Origin of the sequence: Ornithinibacillus salinisoli, assembly GCF_042684965.1 — a bacterium.
Classification (GTDB): Bacteria; Bacillota; Bacilli; order Bacillales; family Amphibacillaceae; genus Ornithinibacillus; species Ornithinibacillus salinisoli.
This window is the reverse complement of the sequence record NZ_JBHUMI010000018.1, coordinates 1-21,513: the sequence shown is the minus strand read 5'-3', so window position 1 is coordinate 21,513 and position 21,513 is coordinate 1. Positions and strand designations below refer to the sequence as shown.

The 21,513-nt window shown below is 38.9% G+C and carries 21 protein-coding genes, 1 pseudogene and 1 riboswitch; of the genes and pseudogenes, 3 read left to right on the top strand and 19 right to left on the bottom strand.

Annotation, left to right across the window (positions count from 1 at the left end; genetic code table 11):
• Window positions 1-28 precede the first annotated feature (28 nt).
• The 14 genes from ACFSTA_RS16065 to ACFSTA_RS16000 all read right to left on the bottom strand — a co-directional run bounded on the left by ACFSTA_RS16065 (window position 29) and on the right by ACFSTA_RS16000 (window position 16,619).
• Window positions 29-1,786 (bottom strand): adenine deaminase C-terminal domain-containing protein, encoded by a 1,758-nt coding sequence (locus ACFSTA_RS16065; protein WP_377557843.1) that lies wholly within the window; start codon window positions 1,784-1,786, stop codon window positions 29-31.
• Window positions 1,787-2,581: 795 nt separating this feature from the next.
• Complete coding sequence (gene purD, locus ACFSTA_RS16060; protein WP_377557842.1) at window positions 2,582-3,853, bottom strand: phosphoribosylamine--glycine ligase; 1,272 nt, start codon at window positions 3,851-3,853, stop codon at window positions 2,582-2,584.
• A 15-nt stretch (window positions 3,854-3,868) separates the two neighbouring features.
• Entirely contained in the window at window positions 3,869-5,398 is a 1,530-nt protein-coding gene (purH, locus tag ACFSTA_RS16055; RefSeq protein WP_377557841.1) for a bifunctional phosphoribosylaminoimidazolecarboxamide formyltransferase/IMP cyclohydrolase, read from the bottom strand.
• Between the two features lie 64 nt (window positions 5,399-5,462).
• Window positions 5,463-6,023, bottom strand: coding sequence for a phosphoribosylglycinamide formyltransferase (gene purN, locus ACFSTA_RS16050; RefSeq protein WP_377557840.1), 561 nt, complete (start codon window positions 6,021-6,023; stop codon window positions 5,463-5,465).
• Entirely contained in the window at window positions 6,020-7,039 is a 1,020-nt protein-coding gene (gene purM, locus ACFSTA_RS16045) for a phosphoribosylformylglycinamidine cyclo-ligase (protein WP_377557839.1), read from the bottom strand. The genes purN and purM overlap by 4 nt, the downstream gene beginning before the upstream one ends.
• Before the next feature lie 17 nt (window positions 7,040-7,056).
• Complete coding sequence (gene purF, locus ACFSTA_RS16040; RefSeq protein WP_377557837.1) at window positions 7,057-8,466, bottom strand: amidophosphoribosyltransferase; 1,410 nt, start codon at window positions 8,464-8,466, stop codon at window positions 7,057-7,059.
• Window positions 8,451-10,670, bottom strand: coding sequence for a phosphoribosylformylglycinamidine synthase subunit PurL (gene purL, locus ACFSTA_RS16035; RefSeq protein WP_377557835.1), 2,220 nt, complete (start codon window positions 10,668-10,670; stop codon window positions 8,451-8,453). Before purL ends, purF begins: the two co-directional genes overlap by 16 nt.
• The gene (gene purQ / locus ACFSTA_RS16030) at window positions 10,654-11,340 is read right to left on the bottom strand and encodes a phosphoribosylformylglycinamidine synthase subunit PurQ (RefSeq protein ID WP_377557833.1); all 687 of its coding nucleotides are present in this window, start codon (window positions 11,338-11,340) and stop codon (window positions 10,654-10,656) included. The genes purL and purQ overlap by 17 nt, the downstream gene beginning before the upstream one ends.
• Complete coding sequence (purS, locus tag ACFSTA_RS16025; protein ID WP_377557831.1) at window positions 11,337-11,588, bottom strand: phosphoribosylformylglycinamidine synthase subunit PurS; 252 nt, start codon at window positions 11,586-11,588, stop codon at window positions 11,337-11,339. Before purS ends, purQ begins: the two co-directional genes overlap by 4 nt.
• Window positions 11,589-11,591: 3 nt before the next feature.
• The gene (purC, locus tag ACFSTA_RS16020) at window positions 11,592-12,302 is read right to left on the bottom strand and encodes a phosphoribosylaminoimidazolesuccinocarboxamide synthase (RefSeq protein WP_377557829.1); all 711 of its coding nucleotides are present in this window, start codon (window positions 12,300-12,302) and stop codon (window positions 11,592-11,594) included.
• A gap of 10 nt (window positions 12,303-12,312) precedes the next feature.
• Window positions 12,313-13,608 carry an adenylosuccinate lyase gene (gene purB / locus ACFSTA_RS16015; protein WP_377557827.1) on the bottom strand — a complete coding sequence of 432 codons (1,296 nt, stop codon included), beginning with the start codon at window positions 13,606-13,608 and terminating at the stop codon, window positions 12,313-12,315.
• Window positions 13,605-14,726 carry a 5-(carboxyamino)imidazole ribonucleotide synthase gene (gene purK, locus ACFSTA_RS16010; protein WP_377557826.1) on the bottom strand — a complete coding sequence of 374 codons (1,122 nt, stop codon included), beginning with the start codon at window positions 14,724-14,726 and terminating at the stop codon, window positions 13,605-13,607. The genes purB and purK overlap by 4 nt, the downstream gene beginning before the upstream one ends.
• Window positions 14,713-15,204 (bottom strand): 5-(carboxyamino)imidazole ribonucleotide mutase, encoded by a 492-nt coding sequence (purE, locus tag ACFSTA_RS16005; RefSeq protein WP_377557825.1) that lies wholly within the window; start codon window positions 15,202-15,204, stop codon window positions 14,713-14,715. The genes purK and purE overlap by 14 nt, the downstream gene beginning before the upstream one ends.
• Before the next feature lie 326 nt (window positions 15,205-15,530).
• Window positions 15,531-15,630: riboswitch (purine riboswitch) on the bottom strand.
• An 86-nt stretch (window positions 15,631-15,716) separates the two neighbouring features.
• Window positions 15,717-16,619 carry an SDR family oxidoreductase gene (locus ACFSTA_RS16000; RefSeq protein ID WP_377557823.1) on the bottom strand — a complete coding sequence of 301 codons (903 nt, stop codon included), beginning with the start codon at window positions 16,617-16,619 and terminating at the stop codon, window positions 15,717-15,719.
• A 392-nt stretch (window positions 16,620-17,011) separates the two neighbouring features.
• On the opposite strand from ACFSTA_RS16000, the gene ACFSTA_RS15995 reads away from it, so the two are divergent.
• Window positions 17,012-17,440: a hypothetical protein gene (locus ACFSTA_RS15995; protein ID WP_377557822.1), complete on the top strand. Its 429-nt coding sequence runs from the start codon at window positions 17,012-17,014 to the stop codon at window positions 17,438-17,440.
• A 126-nt stretch (window positions 17,441-17,566) separates the two neighbouring features.
• Here ACFSTA_RS15995 and ACFSTA_RS15990 read toward each other — a convergent pair.
• From ACFSTA_RS15990 to ACFSTA_RS15975, 4 genes and pseudogenes are all read right to left on the bottom strand, one after another.
• Window positions 17,567-17,854, bottom strand: a pseudogene (locus tag ACFSTA_RS15990) (insertion element protein); the annotation flags it as partial.
• A 21-nt stretch (window positions 17,855-17,875) separates the two neighbouring features.
• On the bottom strand, window positions 17,876-18,064 hold the full coding sequence (locus tag ACFSTA_RS15985; RefSeq protein ID WP_377557821.1) for a hypothetical protein: 189 nt from the start codon (window positions 18,062-18,064) through the stop codon (window positions 17,876-17,878).
• Window positions 18,057-18,413 carry a hypothetical protein gene (locus ACFSTA_RS15980; RefSeq protein ID WP_377557820.1) on the bottom strand — a complete coding sequence of 119 codons (357 nt, stop codon included), beginning with the start codon at window positions 18,411-18,413 and terminating at the stop codon, window positions 18,057-18,059. The genes ACFSTA_RS15985 and ACFSTA_RS15980 overlap by 8 nt, the downstream gene beginning before the upstream one ends.
• 163 nt (window positions 18,414-18,576) lie before the next feature.
• Window positions 18,577-19,203 (bottom strand): DUF2179 domain-containing protein, encoded by a 627-nt coding sequence (locus ACFSTA_RS15975; protein ID WP_377557819.1) that lies wholly within the window; start codon window positions 19,201-19,203, stop codon window positions 18,577-18,579.
• Between the two features lie 144 nt (window positions 19,204-19,347).
• On the opposite strand from ACFSTA_RS15975, the gene ACFSTA_RS15970 reads away from it, so the two are divergent.
• Entirely contained in the window at window positions 19,348-19,782 is a 435-nt protein-coding gene (locus ACFSTA_RS15970) for an Hsp20/alpha crystallin family protein (RefSeq protein WP_377557818.1), read from the top strand.
• Window positions 19,783-19,847: 65 nt separating this feature from the next.
• On the opposite strand, the gene ACFSTA_RS15965 is transcribed toward ACFSTA_RS15970, so the two are convergent.
• Window positions 19,848-20,555: an MOSC domain-containing protein gene (locus tag ACFSTA_RS15965; protein ID WP_377557816.1), complete on the bottom strand. Its 708-nt coding sequence runs from the start codon at window positions 20,553-20,555 to the stop codon at window positions 19,848-19,850.
• A gap of 185 nt (window positions 20,556-20,740) precedes the next feature.
• On the opposite strand from ACFSTA_RS15965, the gene ACFSTA_RS15960 reads away from it, so the two are divergent.
• Window positions 20,741-21,112: a hypothetical protein gene (locus ACFSTA_RS15960; RefSeq protein ID WP_377557815.1), complete on the top strand. Its 372-nt coding sequence runs from the start codon at window positions 20,741-20,743 to the stop codon at window positions 21,110-21,112.
• The last annotated feature ends 401 nt before the right edge of the window (window positions 21,113-21,513 follow it).

Below are 21,513 nucleotides of genomic sequence, written 5' to 3'. Positions count from 1 at the left end.
AGAGGTACTTAACCCTTCCCATAATTATTTATCCTTCTATTATATGCGAACGCATTGTAGCTGGGAAGAGTACTTCTCGTTTCTTTACATCTATTATTCCTTCTTGTGTAATTCTAGTATATGGTAGATGGGTTGAAGATAAAAACAATATGCTATAGATTGGATCACGATAGCGATAACCAAATTGATGGAGAACATTTTTCAACTGTGTTTCCTTACGAATTAATTCATTCATGGAGCCGTCAAACATTTTACCGCTAAGTGTAAGTGGGATTTCTAGTAACACCTCTCCTTGATGAACGAGGACAATTCCCCCTCCAAGTTCTTTCAATCTTTTCCAGGCTAGTAACAAGTCATGCTTACTTTTTCCGACAAAAACAATGTCTCCTGTTTGGGAAAAAGAGCTAGCAAGACCTCCTAATTGATTGGTGAACCCTCTCAATGTTGTATTAACACGCCATTCTCCATTTCGATCAAGTAACATTAAAAAAGCATCTTCCCTTGTCGTTGGTAAAACATCTAGGGTAATATCTGTTTCAATAGCATATGGTTTCATGATCACATCGTTCACCATATCTAGTCCAATAGGAATGGAAAATTGCAAATCACTCGATGTCATTTCCCAGTCAAATGTAAGTGGTTTAATCTCGTATGATTCCCAATCCATAATAGAAGGAACCTCTTTCTCTACACCTTCTTTTACGATCCATTTCCCTTTGGCTAAAACACTTTCTGGATGCGGATGATCTGGTTTCTGTAATATATTAATGTTTGCCAATCTACCAGGTGCTATACTTCCTAATTGCTCATCTAATCGAAAATGCTTTGCAACATTATAGGACGCCATACGATACGCCTCGATGATGGGAACACCTTTTTGAATGGCAATATCAATACATACATTCATTAAGCCCTTTTCGAAAAATCCAGGTGTTCCTCCATCCGTTGTCATCGTTAAGTTGTCATAGCATGTAATATTGGCTTCTAATAATTCATCCAGTAGTTGTGGCAAATCTGGTCGAATAGATGAATACCGTAATCCTACTTGATAACCGAGCTGCAAGCGCTGGATAACATCAGTTCCAGAAATCGATTCATGGTCCGCACTCACTCCTAGAAGCTTCATTTTCGTTAACGTATTTTCCGATGCTCCTGGCAGATGTCCTTCAACAGGCTTCCCACGTTGTTTCGTCTCTTGAATCCAATATAGTAAGCGATCATCCCCGTCAAGTAGGCTCGGCCATGAAGTTAGCTCCCCACCTTGCACGACAGAAGGGTGAGATAACCAATCCAACACATCCCCTGTATTAAAAAATTCATCATCATCTTTTAAAGCTGTTTGGGGATCATAACGCGACCACCAATACATGGAAACAGGATGTTTATTAAAATCTTCAATTATAGAAAACGCTTTCTTTTTTTCTAATAAAAAAAGCCATGTTAAATTATCGTTGATTAACGTCGTCGTTCCAAACGTGGCAGCATGGTTTGCTAATTCTTCTGGATTATATAATTGAAATGGATGGGCATGCGGCTCCATATAACCAGGAACAAGATATTTTCCTTCACAGTCAACTACTTCTGTTTCTGTGTCATACTTCGGTAATTTTTCCCCAACATAGACAATTCGATCTTGATAAACCCATATATTCGCCGTTAACCATTGTTTAGTAAATACATTCAAATAGGTAGCGTTTTTTAATAACAGCGTCGGGGCAATCAACCCATCTACTACTTTTACATGTTTTCTCAGTTCGTAATTTCTCCATTGTCCATTTGCTAACATAGGGCAACTCTCCAGTAAATCATTTTCTCAATTGTATCACATTTTATACTTTAGCACTGTAAAGTTTTTATTAAATAAAGTGAAGATTTTATGACAATAAGGAACAAGTGGCTGGGACATAACTAAACCCTTCGACTCTAAAGATGAACGATTTTCGATAAGGTTTAGAAGGTTACTTTTTCCACGGTAAGACATTCATTCTTAGTTGATGTAAAATGTGCAGTAACTTTCGCTTGGATTTACTTTCTTTCACACATTTCGAAGGGATTGCTATACAACCGCTCCGGCAGAATACTTCGCTTTCCGCGGGCACGGCCTCAGCCTCCTCAGAAGAAAACCACTTCTTGAGGGGTCTTCGGACACGTGCTGTTCCCGCAGGAGTCTACGTATTCTGCCTACGCTGATGGTAGTAATCTGGTTATGGACTGGTAGTAACCCCATGCTATCAACATTCAAAGAGTTCTTCTAACCAATAATTGTAATGAAGTTGTAATCCACTATTCTAGCGGAAGAAATACACGTAGACTCCTGCGGGAGGAAAGGCATAGGTGAGACCCCGCAGAACGGAGTTTGAGGAGGCTCACCAGCCGCCCGCGGAAAGCGAAGTGTATTTCTGGAGCGAGATTTGGTGCAGTAAATTCAATCTCAGATTTCACCACTTTTTTCATTTAAAGTTACTTCTCAATTTATATTTAATCTAATTAGCAACAAAGTAAGAAAACAACCCAATAGAAAAATCCAAACTAATTCGAATTCTAATTAAAGAATTGAATCATAGTTTGGATTTCTCTTTGACTAAAACACTTTTGTCCCAGTCTTTTCCTGGGTTTTCCCGATATCCTTTCGATAAATGAATTCAGACGTATCCATAGATGATAATATTGTACGATAGACGGATTCCGATGCTTGGGTTAACGTATTAGCTTTTGCACCTACCAGCAACACTCGACCACCATCAGAAACGTACCCCGAATCTACCTTCTTTACCCCTGCATAAATGGTAAATGTATCGTCTGCTTCCATTTTTGGAACTGGAATATTTTTTTCGTAAACTCCCGGGTATCCTTTTGATGCGAGAACAACTCCAAAGCATGATTTCGTTTCCCATGTTAGGTTGGGGTTTTGCCCATTAGCTACATCCATCATCACTTGTAGGAGATCATTTTTTAATAAAGGCAGTACTACTTGTGTTTCTGGGTCCCCAAACCGAGCATTAAATTCAATCACCTTTGGACCGGAAGCCGTCATCATCAAGCCAGCATACAATATGCCCGTAAAACTGCGTCCCTCTTCTACTAATCCATCAGCAGCTTTTTGTAAAATGTCTTTTGTAGCATTTACGATCATGGCTTCCGTAATATCAGTTACTGGAGCATACGCACCCATTCCACCTGTGTTAGGTCCCTCATCATTGTCAAAAGCACGCTTATGGTCCCTTGCTGGCAGCATTGGGTACACATTTCCCCCATGAACGAAAGCCATCAAGGAAAATTCTCTACCTTGTAAATATTCCTCGATAACTACCGTCGCACCCGCATCTGCAAAGCTTTTGGATACTAGCATATCATCAATTGCACGATGTGCTTCATCTTTTGTTTCAGCAACGATTACACCTTTTCCTGCTGCAAGTCCGTCTGCTTTAATTACAATCGGTGCACCTTTTTCATCAATATATTGTTTTGCTTTCGCTACATCCGAAAAGATTTCATAATCGGCAGTAGGTATGTGATGCCTTTTCATAAAGGCTTTGGAAAAACTTTTACTACCTTCAATTAATGCCGCTTCTTTCGTCGGAGCAAAGATAGCTAGTTTCTCCTCATGGAATCGATTAGCTATCCCTAACAATAATGGGTTTTCCGGTCCTACAATAGTAAAATCGACTGCGTTTTCCTTTACGAAATCAATCAAACGATCAACGTCCGTTTCTTGGATAGGGACGCACGTTGCATCGTTCTCCATCCCGCCATTTCCAGGGGCAACATACAGACGATCTACTTGATTATTTTCTGCTAGTTTCCTAATCATGCTATGCTCGCGTCCTCCACGGCCAATAACTAATACGTTCATTGGAAGTCCCCCTTATTAATGTTTGAAATGACGCATTCCCGTAAATACCATTGCAATTCCGTACGAATCACACATTTCGATAGAGTCTTGGTCACGTTTGGAGCCACCAGGTTGGATGATAGCCGTTACTCCGGCCTTTGCTGCAGCTTCCACCGTGTCTGGCATTGGGAAAAATGCATCAGAAGCCATGACAGCTTGTGCTGTTTTTTCTCCCGCCTGTTCGATAGCAATCTTTGCGGCACCAACCCTGTTCATCTGACCTGCTCCAACTCCTATCGTTTGCTTATCTTTCGCCAAAACGATTGCATTGGATTTCACATGCTTTACCGCCTTCCAAGCAAACAGTAAGTCTTCTAATTCCTGTTCAGAAGGTGTACGTTTCGTTGCTATAGTTAATTGACTTTCATCAACGCTTCCATCATCACTATGTTGGATTAATACGCCTCCACCGACAGTTGTTACCTTATTTGTGATTTTGTTATCTTCCAAAGTTAATTCCAGCAACCGAATATTTTTCTTCTTTGTTAATATTTCTAATGCCTTTTCTGAAAAACTTGGAGCAATTACTATCTCTAAAAATATTTCACTCAGCTTTTCCGCAGTAGTTGCATCTACTTCTCTATTCAGCGCAACAATTCCGCCAAAGATAGAGACTGGATCTGCATCATATGCTGTTTGAAAAGCTTCAAAAATAGATTCTCTAACCCCGATTCCACAAGGATTCATATGCTTCACTGCAACTGCGGCGGGCTGCCTATATTCTGATAATATTTCTAAAGCTGCATTTGCATCTTGAATATTATTATAGGAAAGCTCTTTTCCATGTAACTGCTTTGCAGTTGCTAAGCTCCCACCTTTTTCAAGTGGATTCTTGTAGAATGCTGCTTGCTGATGTGGGTTTTCTCCATATCGAAGTGTTTGCACCTTTTCATACGTAGCTGTATAGTTTTCTGGGAAATCCTCTTCTGTTTGTTCCGTAAAATAGGTAGCGATCATCGCATCATAATGAGCCGTATGACGGAACACTTTAGCAGCCAATTGTTGCCGTTTGGTGTAGTCAAGATCACCTGAGCGAAGTGAATCAAGAATCTCTGGATAATCGGTTGGATCTACAACAACAGTCACATCAGCATAGTTCTTTGCTGCTGCGCGTAACATAGTCGGTCCACCAATATCGATGTTTTCAATTATTTCTTCATGTGTAACATCTTGTTTACGTAACGTCTCTTTAAATGGATACAAATTTACAACGACGACATCTATTGGGGAAATATTATTATCTTCGAGTTGCTGCCTGTGATTTTCGTTGCCACGTTTTGCTAGTAATCCCGCATGAACAAATGGATGCAATGTTTTTACACGACCATCCAATATCTCTGGAAACCCTGTAATGGTATCAATAGACACCGCCGGAACACCGGCTTCTTGTAAAACTCGGAGGGTTCCACCAGTGGAAACCACCTCAAAATCGAGTTTCACAAGACCTTGGGCAAATTCTACGATATTCTGTTTATCTGAAACACTGATCAGTGCTCGTTTATTCATGGAAAGACTCCTCACTTGGTATAATTTTGTATGTTTTTTAGGTGAAATTCAGCATTTACCAAAATTACCGTAAAATCGTATTTATCACAGCTGGATACAACCGATGTTCAACTTCCTGAATTCGTTCTTTCAATGTCTGTTCCGTATCTTCTGGTAAAACTTCTACTTCTTCCTGTGCAATAATCGGGCCTGTGTCCATTCCCTCATCGATATAATGAACCGTAACACCAGTAGTCCGGACTCCTGCCTGAAAAGCCTGCCCAATCGCATCCTTGCCAGGAAAAACCGGCAATAGCGAAGGATGAATATTCACAATTTTTTCCTTGAAACTTTCTAAAAGCGTTGGTCCGACAAGTCGCATGTAACCCGCTAAAAAGATCCATGTAACTCCAGCTTCTGCCAAAACTTCTAATAGCTTTGTTTCATAAACTTGCTTTGTGTCATATTCCTTCGGGTTGAATACAAATGTTGGGATACCTAACCTATCCGCTTTTTCAATCACGCTTGCTCCAGGTTTGTCACAGACAAGAAGTACAATCTCACAGGACAAATTTTCCGTTTTCATGATTGCTTGAAAATTACTCCCAGTCCCTGATGCAAATACAGCAGCCTTTACTTTACTCATGATTGAAAATGCACTCCTTCATTTGCGACAACATTACCGATAATAGTTGCATTTTCACCTGCATCCCGTAAAATTGAAATAGCTTTTTCGGCATCCCTTTCTTCTACTACAAGTGTCATTCCAATTCCCATATTAAATACTCCGTACATTTCCTCTTCTGCAATACTTCCTCTCGCTTGTAAAAACGAGAAGATCTCAGGAACATCCCATGCATTACGATCAAATGACACTCCTAAACTACCTGGTAACATTCTTGGAATATTTTCATAAAACCCTCCACCGGTAATATGGGAAATACCTTTTACCGTTACTTGTTCGAGAACCGCTTTAACAGGCTTTGCATAAATCTTTGTTGGTGTAAGCAAGACCTCACCTAACGAGTTTGATAAGCCGTCATAGGTAGTTTTCAAATCTAATCCTTCCACTAGCTTGCGTACTAACGAATAACCGTTGGAATGAATTCCGCTTGAAGGCAAACCAATCACTACATCACCTGCTTGAATAGCTTCACCGGATACAAGCTTCTCTTTTTCTGCAATTCCAACGACAAATCCAGCAAGATCATACTCATTATCTCCATACATTCCCGGCATTTCTGCTGTTTCTCCACCAATTAAAGCTGCACCAGCTTCCACACAGCCATCCGTAATGCCTGCGACAATTTGTTCGATCATCGCTGGATCATTTTTTCCACATGCAATGTAATCTAGAAAAAACAAGGCTTGCGCTCCTTGGGCAACGATATCGTTGACACACATGGCAACAAGATCAACGCCAACCGTATCGTGTTTATCCATTTGAAAGCCTAGCTTTAGTTTCGTTCCGACACCGTCAGTCCCAGAAACCAATACAGGTTCCTTATATGAGAAAGATGTTAACTCGAATAATCCAGCAAAAGCACCAATCCCGCCTAATACCTCGGATCGTCCTGTTTTAGCGATATGCTTTTTCATTCGTTCTACTGCCTCATAGCCTTTTTCTACATCTACGCCAGCTTCTTTATACACGTTCGCCATGTTGACACCTCCCCCTTTTAACATCTTGTATATGCAATTTCCTTTTGGTTCTTCTCTATTACTGGATACTCCCCTGTCATACATGCCATACAGATTCCCTGATCAATCGTATCATCCTTAACGATAGCGTTTTCCAATCCTTCTGCAGATAAATAGGCCACACTATCCGCACCAATTAATTCACAAATTCCATTAATCGAATAATTTGCAGCTATCAATTCTTGCTTGGTAGACATATCAATACCGTAGTAGCATGGATTCTTTATAGCCGGTGAAGCAATTCGTACATGTACTTCCGTTGCTCCTGCTTCCTTTAACATCCGCACAATTCGCTTGCTCGTTGTTCCTCTTACAATTGAATCATCGATCATGATTACCCGTTTACCCTCTACAATTCCCCTTACCGGAGATAGCTTCATCTTTACACCTTGTTCCCGCAATTCCTGGGATGGTTGAATAAACGTTCTCCCTGTATATCTATTTTTTATCATTCCTATTTCATACGGAATGCCACTTTGTTCTGCATAGCCGATTGCTGCTGAAATACTAGAATCAGGTACACCTGTAACAATATCCGCTTCTACGGGAGATTCTTTTGCTAATTCAATCCCCATTCGTTTTCGTGATGCATGAACATTTACTTCATTTAAATCACTGTCCGGACGGGAAAAATATACATATTCCATTGCACAAAGCTTTCGTTGTTCTTGTTCCGCAAATCGAATGGATTCCATTCCTGCATCACTAATCGTAATTAACTCGCCAGGTTTAACCTCTCGTACATAAGTAGCTCCAATAATATCAAATGCACATGTTTCAGAAGCAACTACATAAGCGTCTCCTAATCTACCAATCGATAACGGTCTTAGCCCTCTTGGATCAAGAGCAACATACATCTTGTTTTCTTCTAATAAAATAAATGCATATGCTCCGACAAGATTGGATAGTGCATCAATTAATGCGTCTTCCGTTTTCATTTTTCCGTTCCTTTTAATTAAATGGGCTAATACTTCCGTATCGGAAGAGGTTTGTAATATACTGCCTGCACTTTCCAATTCACCACGCAGCTTGTATGCGTTCATGATATTCCCATTATGAGCTAATGCCATGCTTCCTTTCTGCGAACGAAACAATAGCGGTTGAACATTATCAATTGTTCGGTCGCCTTGCGTTGCATAGCGTACATGCCCGATAGCAGCATGACCACTGAGCTGAGAGAAATCTACTCCCTTAAACACATCATTGACAAGGCCTTGCTCTTTATGGAGCTTCAGGCTTTCACCATCAGTTGTAACAACACCAGCACCTTCTTGCCCACGATGTTGGAGAGCGTGAAGACCGTAGTACGTAATTTCTGCTGCCTTTTCATGACCCCAAATACCAAACACACCACATTCTTCATTTAAGCCCCTTATTTCAGCAAGCATGGGATAGCCCCTTTCCAAAGTTCACGTAAGTTCTCAACTTCTTCTCCCAAAATCTCTGATCCTTCCGATTTAACCGTTAAACGTCCATCTGCAGTTACTATGCCAATTGGATTGGCATCTTCCACTACTGCTTCAAACTGCTCTTTATTTTCTGGATTAATAGATACGAGAAAACGAGATTGAGTCTCACTAAATAGGGCAACTGTTAAATCGCCTGCTAGATCTACTTCTAATCCAAGCCCTTTAGGATGAAAAACACTTTCTGCTAGCGCTACTGCTAGCCCACCTTCCGCAAGATCATGTGCTGAAGCAACCATACCTTGCTGAATCGCAGTCAGAAGTTGTTTTTGGCGTTTTGCTTCTACTTGTAAATCAATTGATGGTGCTTTTCCGGTATATTTGCCTTCCAATACATTTTGTAATTCACTACCACCAAATTCAGCTATCGTATCACCGACAAGATAAATAACATCACCAGCCTGTTGGAAGAAACTAGGTGTAATATGGTCTAATGATTCATGCAAACCAACCATACCAACAATCGGTGTTGGAAAAATTGCTTTTCCTTTTGACTGATTATACAAAGAAACATTTCCACTAATGACAGGTGTATCAAGCTCCCTACAAGCCGTACTCATACCTTCCACACTTTTTTCCATTTGCCAGAACACTTCTGGATTTGTTGGGTTTCCAAAATTAAGACCATCTGTTAAACCAAGTGGACGTGCACCAGAACATACGATATTGCGGGCCGCTTCCACTACTGCAATTTTTCCACCTGTTTCCGGATCTAGATAAATATAACGGGAATTACAATCCGTTGTAATCGCAAGCGCTTTATCAGCACCTTTTATTCGGACAACTGCTGCATCCGACCCTGGAGAAACAACGGTATTTGTTTGTACCATCGAATCGTATTGGTCATAAACCCATTCCTTACTTGCAATAGTAGGTTGTTGCAGTAGCTTCTTAAGCATTTCGCCATGATCCTCCACAGCTGGAACCGCTACATCCATCGCTTGAAATTCTTTAAAGTATCTTGCTTCCACAGAAGGTAAATGGTAAACTGGTGCTTCCTCTGCTAACGCATCAACGGGAATTTCCGCTTGTACTTCACCATGCTGTTTTAAACGGAATACTTTTTCTTCTACGACATGCCCTACAGCCACTGCCTGTAGTCCATATTTTTCAAATACATCGATAATCTCTTGCTCGCGGCCTTTTTTTACAACCATTAGCATACGCTCTTGTGATTCAGAAAGCATCAACTCATAGGCGTTCATATGTTGTTCACGCTGTGGGACGAGGTCTAAATTCATTTCCATACCAGTTCCGGCCTTACTTGCCATTTCACTCGCAGATGATGTTAATCCTGCCGCTCCCATATCTTGCATGCCAACTAATGCATCAGAATGAATTACTTCTAGACACGCTTCAATCAATAATTTCTCCATAAACGGATCACCGACTTGAACCGCTGGTCGATCTTTATCCGAATCCTCTGCTAGATCATCGGAAGCGAATGTTGCCCCATGAATACCATCACGACCTGTTGGAGCACCTGCATAAAGAACTGTATTGCCAATTCCTGCTGCAATACCTTTTTGAATTTCGTCATGATTGATTAAGCCAATACACATTGCATTCACGAGTGGATTATCTTCATAGCTATCATCAAATTGAACTTCTCCACCGACAGTTGGGACACCAACACAGTTCCCATATCCAGCAATTCCATTTACTACTTCAGTAAATAAATATTTCACACGGTCCGTCGTTAAGTTTCCGAATCGTAATGAATTCATTAATGCAATAGGTCTAGCCCCCATGGAAAATACGTCACGAATAATACCACCGACACCAGTTGCGGCACCTTGATATGGTTCCACAGCAGACGGATGATTATGGCTTTCAATCTTGAAAACTACTGCTTGATTATCACCGATATCAATAATTCCAGCGCCTTCACCAGGACCTTGCAAAACGTGTGGTGCTTTTGTTGGGAATTTTTTCAATAGTGGTTTCGATGTTTTATAGCTACAATGCTCCGACCACATGACAGAAAAGATTCCTGTCTCAGTAAAATTCGGACGACGCCCTAAGATCTTGATGATCATGTCATATTCCTGGTCGCTTAGCCCCATCTCTTGATAGAGTTTGTCTTGTTCTATTTGCTTTGGGCTAATTTCATGCGTTTGCAACATAATAGGATTCCCTCCAGTTCCTGACGATCGACTTAAATAGCTTTAATCCATCATCACTTCCAAGTAATGACTCTACGGCACGCTCTGGATGTGGCATCATGCCAAGCACATTGCCTTCTTTGTTGACGATACCAGCAATATTCGCAACAGACCCGTTCGGATTATTTTGGTAGGTAAATACGATTTGGTTATTCGCTTTGAGATCAGCTAATGTATCGGTATCACAGAAGTAATTCCCTTCTCCATGTGCAATTGGAAACCGAACAGCTTCTCCTTTTGTAAAACTAGTTGTAAAGAATGTCTCATTATTTTCAACAATCAGGGTCTCTTGATGGCACATGAATGATAATCGCTCATTACGCATTAATGCTCCTGGCAGTAGACCAGACTCTGTCAAAACTTGAAACCCATTACAAACGCCAAGTACAGGTTTGCCCTGTGCAGCATGTTCTTTTATTTGATTCATGACATTTGAAGTGGCAGCAACAGCCCCAGAGCGTAAATAATCCCCATAGGAGAACCCTCCAGGCAATAAAATCCCGTCATAATCTGCTAGATTGCTATTTTCATACCAAACAAGCTCTGCTTCTTCCCCTAATACATCCTTCACTGCATGGTACATATCCCGGTCACAGTTCGATCCTGGAAAAACTACGACTGCAAACTTCACGAGCGAACAGCCTCCTCTACATCAAAGCGGTAATCCTCAATTACTGGATTCGCAAGCAATTTATCACACATTTCTTTCACTCGTGCTTCTAAATCAGGACCATCTTCCACTTGTAGCTCCATATACTTTCCTACCCGTGCTTCTTGGACCTCTTGATATCCCAAGGAATGTAATGATGTTTGAATCGCTTTTCCTTGTGGATCTAGTACACCTTGCTTTAATGTAATGAAAACCGTCACTTTTCTCATAATCTATCTTGCCTCCAGTCGTTGTAATATTTCTTCATACACACCAATCAAATCGCCAATACCTTGACGAAAAACATCCTTATCCATTTTTGCCTTCGTATGACTATCCCACAACCTGCAAGTATCTGGTGATATTTCATCTGATAATACGATCGTCCCATCTGCTAAGCGACCAAATTCTAGCTTGAAATCTATTAAATCTAAATGGATAGATTGAAATAATTCTTGTAAGGCAGTGTTTATTTCTAGCGCTTTTGCTTTTATCTCGTTCAATTCTGCATAACTTACATCGGTTAATAGTAATGCATGATCATCATTAATTAATGGATCATCCAAATCATCATTTTTATAAAATAATTCGATTAAAGGAGGATTGAATGATGTTTTCTCTGCAATTCCAAGTCGTTTTACTAAACTTCCAGTTGCTAGATTTCGAATAACTACTTCTAGCGGAATAATTTTTGTTTCATAGACAAGCTGTTCCGTCTCATTCAATCTCTGGATAAAATGACTCTTGATCCGATTTTCATGTAAATATGGGAAAATCCGCGCTGAAATTTCGTTATTCAAGCGCCCTTTTCCAGTGAAGTTTGCCTTCTTTTTTCCATTAAATGCAGTTGCATCATTTTTATAGGATAAAACGAGTTGATTTGTCGCTGTTTCCGCACGATAAACTTTTTTAGCTTTTCCCTCATACAAAAGCTCTGCCTTCATGTCTGTCACCTCAGCTTAAGCCAATGCGATCAAAGATTGCATCGACATTTTTTAAATGGTATGTGTAGTCAAAACAAGCATTTATTTCATCTTCCGTAAGTAAAGATGTAATCTGTTCATCTGCATTCACAAGTTCCTTGAAATGGGTCTCTGTTTCCCATGCTTCCATCGCTTTTGGTTGCACAATATCATATGCCGTTTCTCGTGCCATACCTTTATCAATTAATGTAAGCAATACGCGTTGTGAGAAAATAACACCATGTGTTTTATCAATATTACGCTTCATATTTTCTGGAAACACCGTTAGATTTTTCACGATATTGCTGAACCGATTGAGCATGTAGTTTAATGCAATCGTAGCGTCAGGTAGAATGACACGTTCTGCAGATGAATGAGAAATATCACGCTCATGCCAAAGGGATACATTTTCAAAAGCGGTAACCATGTGTCCGCGAATCACCCTAGCCATCCCTGTCATGTTTTCAGAACCAATCGGGTTACGTTTATGTGGCATAGCGGAAGATCCTTTTTGTCCTTTTGCAAAAAACTCCTCCACCTCACGAGTTTCTGTTTTTTGCAAGCTACGAATTTCCGTTGCGAATTTCTCAATGGATGTTGCAATTAAAGCTAATGCAGAAACATATGCCGCATGACGATCACGTTGTAAGGTTTGAGTAGATACCGGCGCAGGTGATAATCCTAATTTCCCACAAACAAATTGTTCAACAAACGGATCGATATTCGCGTATGTACCAACCGCACCAGACAGCTTTCCGAACTCGACATTATCTGCAGCAAGCTCAAAACGCTCGACATTCCGCTTCATTTCCTCGTACCATAATGCCATTTTCAACCCAAATGTAGTTGGTTCAGCGTGCACACCATGTGTTCTTCCCATCATCACGGTATGTTTATGTTCTACTGCTTTGTTTTTTAAGATCTCTACGAAGTTAAATAGATCTTTGCGGATAATATCATTGGCTTGCTTCAATAGGTAAGATAGTGCCGTATCCACGACATCTGTGGAAGTTAGACCGTAATGTACCCATTTTCTTTCTTCCCCAAGTGTTTCTGACACCGCTCGCGTAAAGGCAACAACATCATGTCTGGTTTGTTGCTCAATCTCATAAATTCGATTGATATCAAAAGAAGCATTTTCGCGTAGTTTTTTTACATCTTCTTTTGGAATAATTCCAAGCTCGCTCCATGCTTCACATGCTAAAATTTCTACTTCTAACCATGCCTTAAATTTATTTTCCTCTGTCCAAATTGATCCCATTTCTTCTCTGGTGTATCGTTCTATCATTGTTTGGCCTCCTCAAACTGTCTCATGTGTTGTTCTGTTGTATTGCCGATATACGTAATATGCCCCATTTTCCGCTTTGCTTTCGCTTCACCTTTTCCGTACAAGTGGATAAAACCTTGGGGAGTTTTTGTCATGGATTGTAATACATCATCCATATCCTCTCCCAAAATATTCACCATCATTGCTGGCTTTAATTGTTCAATAGGAATAAGTGGTAGACCACAAATCGCGCGGATATGCTGAGCAAATTGGGATATATTACACGCTTCAATTGTGTAATGACCGGAATTATGTGGGCGTGGTGCCATTTCATTAATGAAAATTTCCTCGCCCTTTACGAACATTTCAATGGCAAACGTTCCAACAATATTCATTTTATCAGCTATCATTTTTGCTGATTCATATGCTTTCTTTTGTACCACGTCAGTGACATTTGCAGGTGCAGTTGTTTGATACAAAATATGGTCCTTATGTTCATTTTCTGCAATCGGGAAAAATTCAATCATTCCTGATTGTGACCGAGTAAATAGGACAGATATTTCTTTATCGAATGTGATCCACTCTTCCAATATGCAATACTTATGCTGTTTCACAAAATTGGTAGCAGCCTGTATGTCTTCCTTAGAATAAAGCTTCAACTGCCCTTTCCCATCATAGCCACCACGGCATGTTTTCATGACAGCAGGAAAAGTAATTCCTTTTAAAGCTTCCTCACATTCTTTTTCAAGTTGCACGATATGAAATGCTGGAATTGGTAGTTGTAAATCCTTCATCAACTGTTTTTCTTTTTCACGATTCTGTGTTACTTCTAAAGCGTAAGCACCTTGAGGTAATTTACCTTGCTCCTCTAAATACAATGCTGCATTCAAATCAACATTTTCAAATTCGTACGTAATAACATCACTTATTTCCGATAATTGCTGAATCGCATTCATGTCATCATAAGCAGCTATAATTTGTTGATCTGATACTTGTGCTGTCGGACAATTCGGAGTTGGATCCAATACAGCAACTTGGTATCCCATGTATTTGGCAGCAATCGCCATCATACGCCCTAGCTGTCCGCCTCCTATTATTCCAATAGTCTGTGGTGGAAGGATGATATTATTTGTTAGCAAGCTGTTCCCTCATTTCCGCAACTTTTTCTTGCATCGAATGGCGATACGTATCAAGTTTGGCAGCTACATAATCATCAAAAGCTCCTATCATTTCTGCAGCAAGAATTCCTGCATTGGTAGCTCCTGCTTTACCGATTGCAACTGTTGCTGTTGGAACCCCACCTGGCATTTGTACGATGGAAAGCAGGGAATCCAAACCATTAAGTGTCTTGCTTTGAACTGGAACACCGATAACTGGTAAGGTTGTTTGTGATGCAACCATCCCAGGTAAATGAGCAGCTCCACCTGCACCCGCAATAATAACTTTAAGTCCACGCTCTCGAGCAGACTTTGCATAGGTAAACATTTCATCTGGTGTTCGGTGTGCTGAAATAACATCTTTTTCATACGGGATTTGCAATTCATCTAACATTTCACATGTGTATTGCATCGTTTCCCAATCTGAAATACTCCCCATGATAACACCTACTAAAGCCATTCTATCTCCTCTTTCTATAATGAATCGCATTTTTTATACTTTGGCAATATCTGTTGTTTATCCTAAAAATGTGTCCAAAAAGGAGGATGAAAAGGACCGAGAAGTTCGAGGCAGTGTAGTTTCGAGCAGCGGAATGTATGCAATAGATACATGAGCAGCGCAGAAACAAGCCAACGAAGAAATTCGATGTGTCATTTTTACCGGACTTTTTGAACATCCTCTATGAAACTATCAAAAACTAAAAAAGTCTACTCGTCTCCCTCAAATTTGAGAGAAGATGAATAGACCAATTCAAAACTCATTAAAAAACAGACCATTGCCTCTAACAATGATTCATCTTCCCTCATAGTCCAGCATTTACGGTGCTAGGTAGAAACTTCAAGGCCATATCCCAAGAAATATATGAGGTACCGTATTATTTTGACGCATTAAGCATAACAAATAGCATGTTATCATGTCAATAAAATATCGAACGTTTTAATTTTATTTTTTGTTATTGTTCGGTTTTTAACTTAGGAACTAACCATCTTCCCTCCATTTACGTGTATTACTTGACCAGATACATAAGAAGAATCGTTTGAGGCTAGGTAAACGTAGGCAGGTGCTAATTCATATGGTTGACCTGCACGCTTCATTGGCACGTCTTTACCGAACCGCTCACTTACAAATTCTGCTGAAAAACTGGCTGGAATAAGAGGAGTCCATATTGGCCCTGGGGCTACAGCATTCACACGAATCCCATCGCCAATAATATTTTGTGAAAGCGATCGAGTAAATCCAATAATTGCTCCTTTCGTTGCACTGTAATCTATTAATTTTTCATTTCCTTCATATGCAACAATGGATGCGGTATTAATAATAACATCCTTATCGTATAAGTATGGCAATGCAGCCTTCGTCATGTAAAAAAACGCATAAATATTTGTTTGGAATGTAGCATCCCATTGTTCATCTGTGATGTCTAGCAAGCTATCCTGTACAAATTGAACAGCATGATTGTTCACCAAAATATTTAACTTTCCAAAATAATGAATGGTTTGTTGTACAACATGTTTACAATGCTCGGAATCTCTTAAATCACCAACAATTAACAAACATCTTCTACCGAGTTCTTCAATACGTTGCTTTGTTCGATAGGCATCCTCATTCTCATATTCATAATAATAAGGAATAACGATATCCGCTCCCTCTTTGGCAAATGCAATAGCAACAGCCGCGCCAATCCCACTATCACCACCAGTAATGATGGCGACTTTATCTGTAAGCTTTCCAGACCCTTTATAATCGAGGTCTTCCACGATCGGTCGAGGTACCATTAAAGATTCTATCCCAGGTTGTCTAGGCTGATGTTGGGGCGGGAATTGTTCCCTACTAGTTGCATGATGATCTTCATGAAAATAGTTATTATACGTCATTTGTATCTCCTTCCTACAATGGAACATTTAAAGTAATGTATTCATGGAGATAAGGGTTTGTTATTCGAACACACAAAAACCTATCCTACGATCGATTTTAAACGGTTCCGTTATGGAGTACAAAATGGCATTTACATTAAAAAAAGAGAATCAAATAGGTCACATTTTGAAGTTGAAAAGATTAGCCAAAAAAACTAACGATTAACATCGGTTTCGTCATAGTACTTGACGGAACCTTTTTATTATGCCAATTGATAATAATTGATGATTCACTAAGGGAAAATTAGATTTTTGTTAAAATGTTTATAAGAAGCCTTATTCAATCTTATTATCTATGTTCATTGAAACTTTTTACTGTACTCACTCGTATATACTGGAAAGGGGGTTACATTATGAAAAAGCGGTTAATTTTTCTATTGCTCTTAGCTATCCTTCTATTATCAGCTTGTAGCAACAGCGACGAATTATCGGGAAAAACGTTCGATGTTAGTGTAATGTGGTCATCACCTAATAGTCCTTCTGATAACTATAAACCTTTAATGAGATTAGAATTTTCAGATGGGAATATAGTGAAAAATACGATGGGGTATGAAGAGGGTACTTATGAGTTGAAAGATGATAAACTTGTGATTCAGTTTGAAAATGAAAATGAGTCTTTAGAAATAGAATTCACACTTGAAGAAAGTGATAATGAGTTTAGCGAGTATTCAGCAGAGATCAGTGATTCAGATTTCCAAATTGAAGACTCTGGGCAAGTAAGCAAATATCAAGGATTCTACCAAAAGCTATGGGATCGTCATTTTGTATTTATAGAAAGATAAAAAAGTAACCTATTTAAGTGAAACTTCAGTTATGAACTATTGTGTGCATTAGTTAAACAACAGAAAAATAAATAATAATGTAAAGCGCTTGGAAATGAAGTAAAATCCATGCGCTTTTTTAACAATCTACCGTAAATAAATGATATCTTTCAAAGTATATTGCTTTTCTACCAATCCTAAACGTTGGGCGGGTGATTTTCCTTTATAAGGCATACAGGAATTGTAGTACGTCCTAAGAATTGTTAAAGCCATTTGTGCATACTTAGGATTGAAATTTGAATAGATGTAACTCTTTACATCTCTTCGCGCAGTTGTGAGCGGTCTTTCTAAGATAGACAACCTGCGTCTTATGATTTGAATGAAACTATTTACCGCGTTATCATTCACGTTCAATATCAAGTTAGCAATCTCATTTGTACAAACATTGAACTGAATTTAATTTCCTTGCCCTTTCCAATATAACTCAATTGGCTCAAATAACGAGCTTTTAAATTTGAAAGCGAACTTTTTAGGCAGCAATAAATCATACTGCTTTTTACGTTCATTTAATTCTTGTGTCGAAATAGGAATTTTAATGCATACCAGGTTATCTTCCTTTAGTGCGATTCGTTTTAATTTACCCAACGTTTTCCTCTCCCAATATGTTTTCTAATTCCAAATCCCTTACGATTCGCTTATTATTACGTTTATTTTTCACCCAATCAATGAACTTTTCATCATCAATAATATTTGAAAGCAATAAATCTACAACCTCGCTTTCGTTATACTCCGAATACTCAGCGTAGTATTTGACCATATGCCTTACACGCTCGGAAATCATCCAATCAACTTTTTGAGCTTTTTTGTTTTTTGGTTCGATAAAATTCATTAGTTTTAGCACATCTTTTAACATCTGTTTTAGCATACAAAATAGCACATCTTTTAGCATACCATTTAAAGCTGTGACAACAACTATTGTCGTTCTGTTAAACAAAAGTGGTGCTATTTTAAACCTTAAAACTCCAAAAAAGTTGTTATATCAATAAAAAATAGCAGGATAATTGTCCTGCTATTTCATCTGCTAAATATAATGTTTTTTCTATTTTGTACTTAACAACGGAACCGTTTACGATCGATTTAGAATGGGTTTTCTCTGCTTATTTTGGGGGCTTTGAGCTAGGAAAATTATTGGGTGTTTCAGAAGGTGGGGCAGCCTTTGCATCAGGAGTCTTTTTTTTCCTTGGATGTAATAATCTCCCTTTCCGAACTTGTTTTACCCAGAACCCTCCATGAATTTGTTTCGGTTCATAAGATATAATAAATGCTTTTGGATCAATGGATTGGATTTCTTCATAAAGTCGCAATTCGTATTTACGTGGTGTTAAAATTTGCATGGATAAACGGTCACCGTCCATTCCATAAGCAGACCAGCTCGTAACACCATACCCCTTTTCTCTCAGTCTCCGTGTGAAATTTAGATCTGGATTACCAGAAATCACATTAACAGTAATGTAGCCAAGGGCAAGTTTTTCTTCTATCATCGATCCCACAATGACACCAATCCCATACCCGAGCGCATAGGCAACAACATTTTGGATCTGATTTAGATTATCTAATACTAGCCCCAGACCAACAACGTATACGACAATTTCAAACATACCGACAAAACCAGCAATATACCTCTTACCTTTTAATGTTAAAATCATCCGAATGGTAAGAAATGATACGTAGACGACATTAATAATGAATATGATGGCTACCATGACAAATGCATTACTGAGCAAAACTAAAACCTCCTAAAATCCTTGTTCATCTAGAATACCTTAAACTGCTTTCTTATGAAAGGATGTCATTCTACATCTAGGCTAATCACCTATTCTTCAAACTATGCATAAAATACAAACATCTACAAAAAAAGAGGTGTTTACATGGATCCATTTCAACAAATGAATGACTGGAAAAATAACATGGATCAATTTTTCGGCGAGAAATTTTGGGATCAATTTGAAGGTATCATTAAACCTAACATTCCCCAAGTTAATGTTTATCAAACAGAACATGAACTCTTATGTATTGTAAATGTACCAGGATTAGTCAAGTTAGAGAAAATAGATATTTATGTGGATTACACAACATTAGAACTAAGAGGAGTTATAGACATTGCTCATGGAGGCGGGACTGTTGTGAAAGAGGAAATCTTACAAGGAGCCTTCGAACGTAGCATTGCATTACCTTTCCCAGTACGCTCTGACAAAATCAAAGCAACATACAAACACGGCCTAGTATATATTCAACTTCACCGCTTGATTTCTGATTCGAGTCGTAAGAATAGAATTAATGTCCGTCTGTTAGAGGATGAATGATTATTATGAAGAAATGCCCCTTCTACTATTGTTATCGATTACAGTAGGAGAAGGGGCAAAAATCATTACTTATTCGGACCGAATACCCGCTTTTCCACAGATGATTTTTTACCTGATAAACGTTTTTGCAGAGTCTTTTTCAATCTGTCTGCAAGTAATTCACAGGACGCTAATTCTTCCGTTAAGCGTAAATCATCCTTATGAACATGCATGACTTCATTGCATTTACTTATTGTCCATTGCGGAAATGGTCGATCTATTAACACGAGACTTGTATTAGATTCAACTTCTCCTTCCTGTAATACGCGAAAGTACCATCCCGTCCGACCTGTCTTTTGAATTCGCAAGGCAAAATCTACTACACGAAAGCGGCGTGCTGGCTTCCAGCAAGGCTGTCTAGGCTGAGAAACTTGAATAACTGCATCCCCAATTTTATATGTATCACCAATACAAACCGTTGATTCATCCATATGATCAACAGCAAAATTCTCCCCATTTGCTCCAATTCCAATTGCATCGTTTTCTAGATCGTTTTTCCAGTATTCGTAATGGCTAATTGGGTACGCAAACACAGCCTTATCTAGACCACCATGATTCTTTTTATCGGCAACCTCATCTCCCTGGAGTCCTGTTTCCCCTAGCCATATTCGACCTTGCCATTCTTTTTTAAACATACCGCTTTCCCACAATTTCTCCATTGGAGTTGAAGCAGTCGGACTTCCTAATTGTTTAACCTTCCCCGTTAAAATTTGATGTACATGTGGCTGTTTCATTTTATAACCTACTTCCCTTCACATATCCTACCTATATTCTATCTTTATTTTCGGAAAAAATAAAAGGCTGTTGTTTAAATTTCAGTTGCTTCTTTACGTGGAATACTATGTTAGCATTGAAATAGGGAGATAAATAGATTTACGACGCATGTTAAAGAAGAAGGTAACCGATTAAGGAGGATTAGATGATTTTTCCAACAGTTAATCAAATCGTTAAGGCAAGTCTATTATTATCATTATTCGTAATTATTCTTATAGGTTGTGTAAATGAAAAGGCTGAAAAAAATGAGTTTCTATCAACAGAAGAAGGGAAGTATAACTTAGTTATGGGTTTAGATGGACTTGAATCTAATGAAAGTGATAAAGCAACTGAAATTATGCGAGCCACAAATTTTGATAATACAGACCAAGTATTTATTTATCACTCAATTTCACACTCAAAATTAGAAACCCAAAATTTAGATAAGGAAGAATTACCAATTTACCTAGTATTTGATATGGATGAAAGAATGCTAAAAACGAATAGCTCAGAGGAAGTCCTTGAACTATTGAAATGACTTGGGTATACGAACTATTACACGATAGGAAGTTAAAGATGTTACTTTTTAACGGTTGGATCTTAATTCTTAGATGATAGAAAAAGCGAAGTAACTTTGAAACGTTTTTCTCTCTTAATCTTATTGAATCGAGAGTCCTACAAACCCGCTCCAGCAGAATACTTCGCTAGTGGTGTTTTTCTGATTAAAGAATGGTTTTATCATAATATCAGTGATCTTTAGAGTTCTTCTGTATTGGCCACTATTCTAGCGGAAGAAATACACGTAGACTCCGGCGGGAGGAAAGGCGAGGCTGCTGAAAAACAACCTATTTTTTTAAAAACGTAAAAAGAGTTGAAAAAAGGAATATCTTTGAATAAAATTTACTCCTTTTTGTCTATTTTGTAGGGGGATTTCCACCT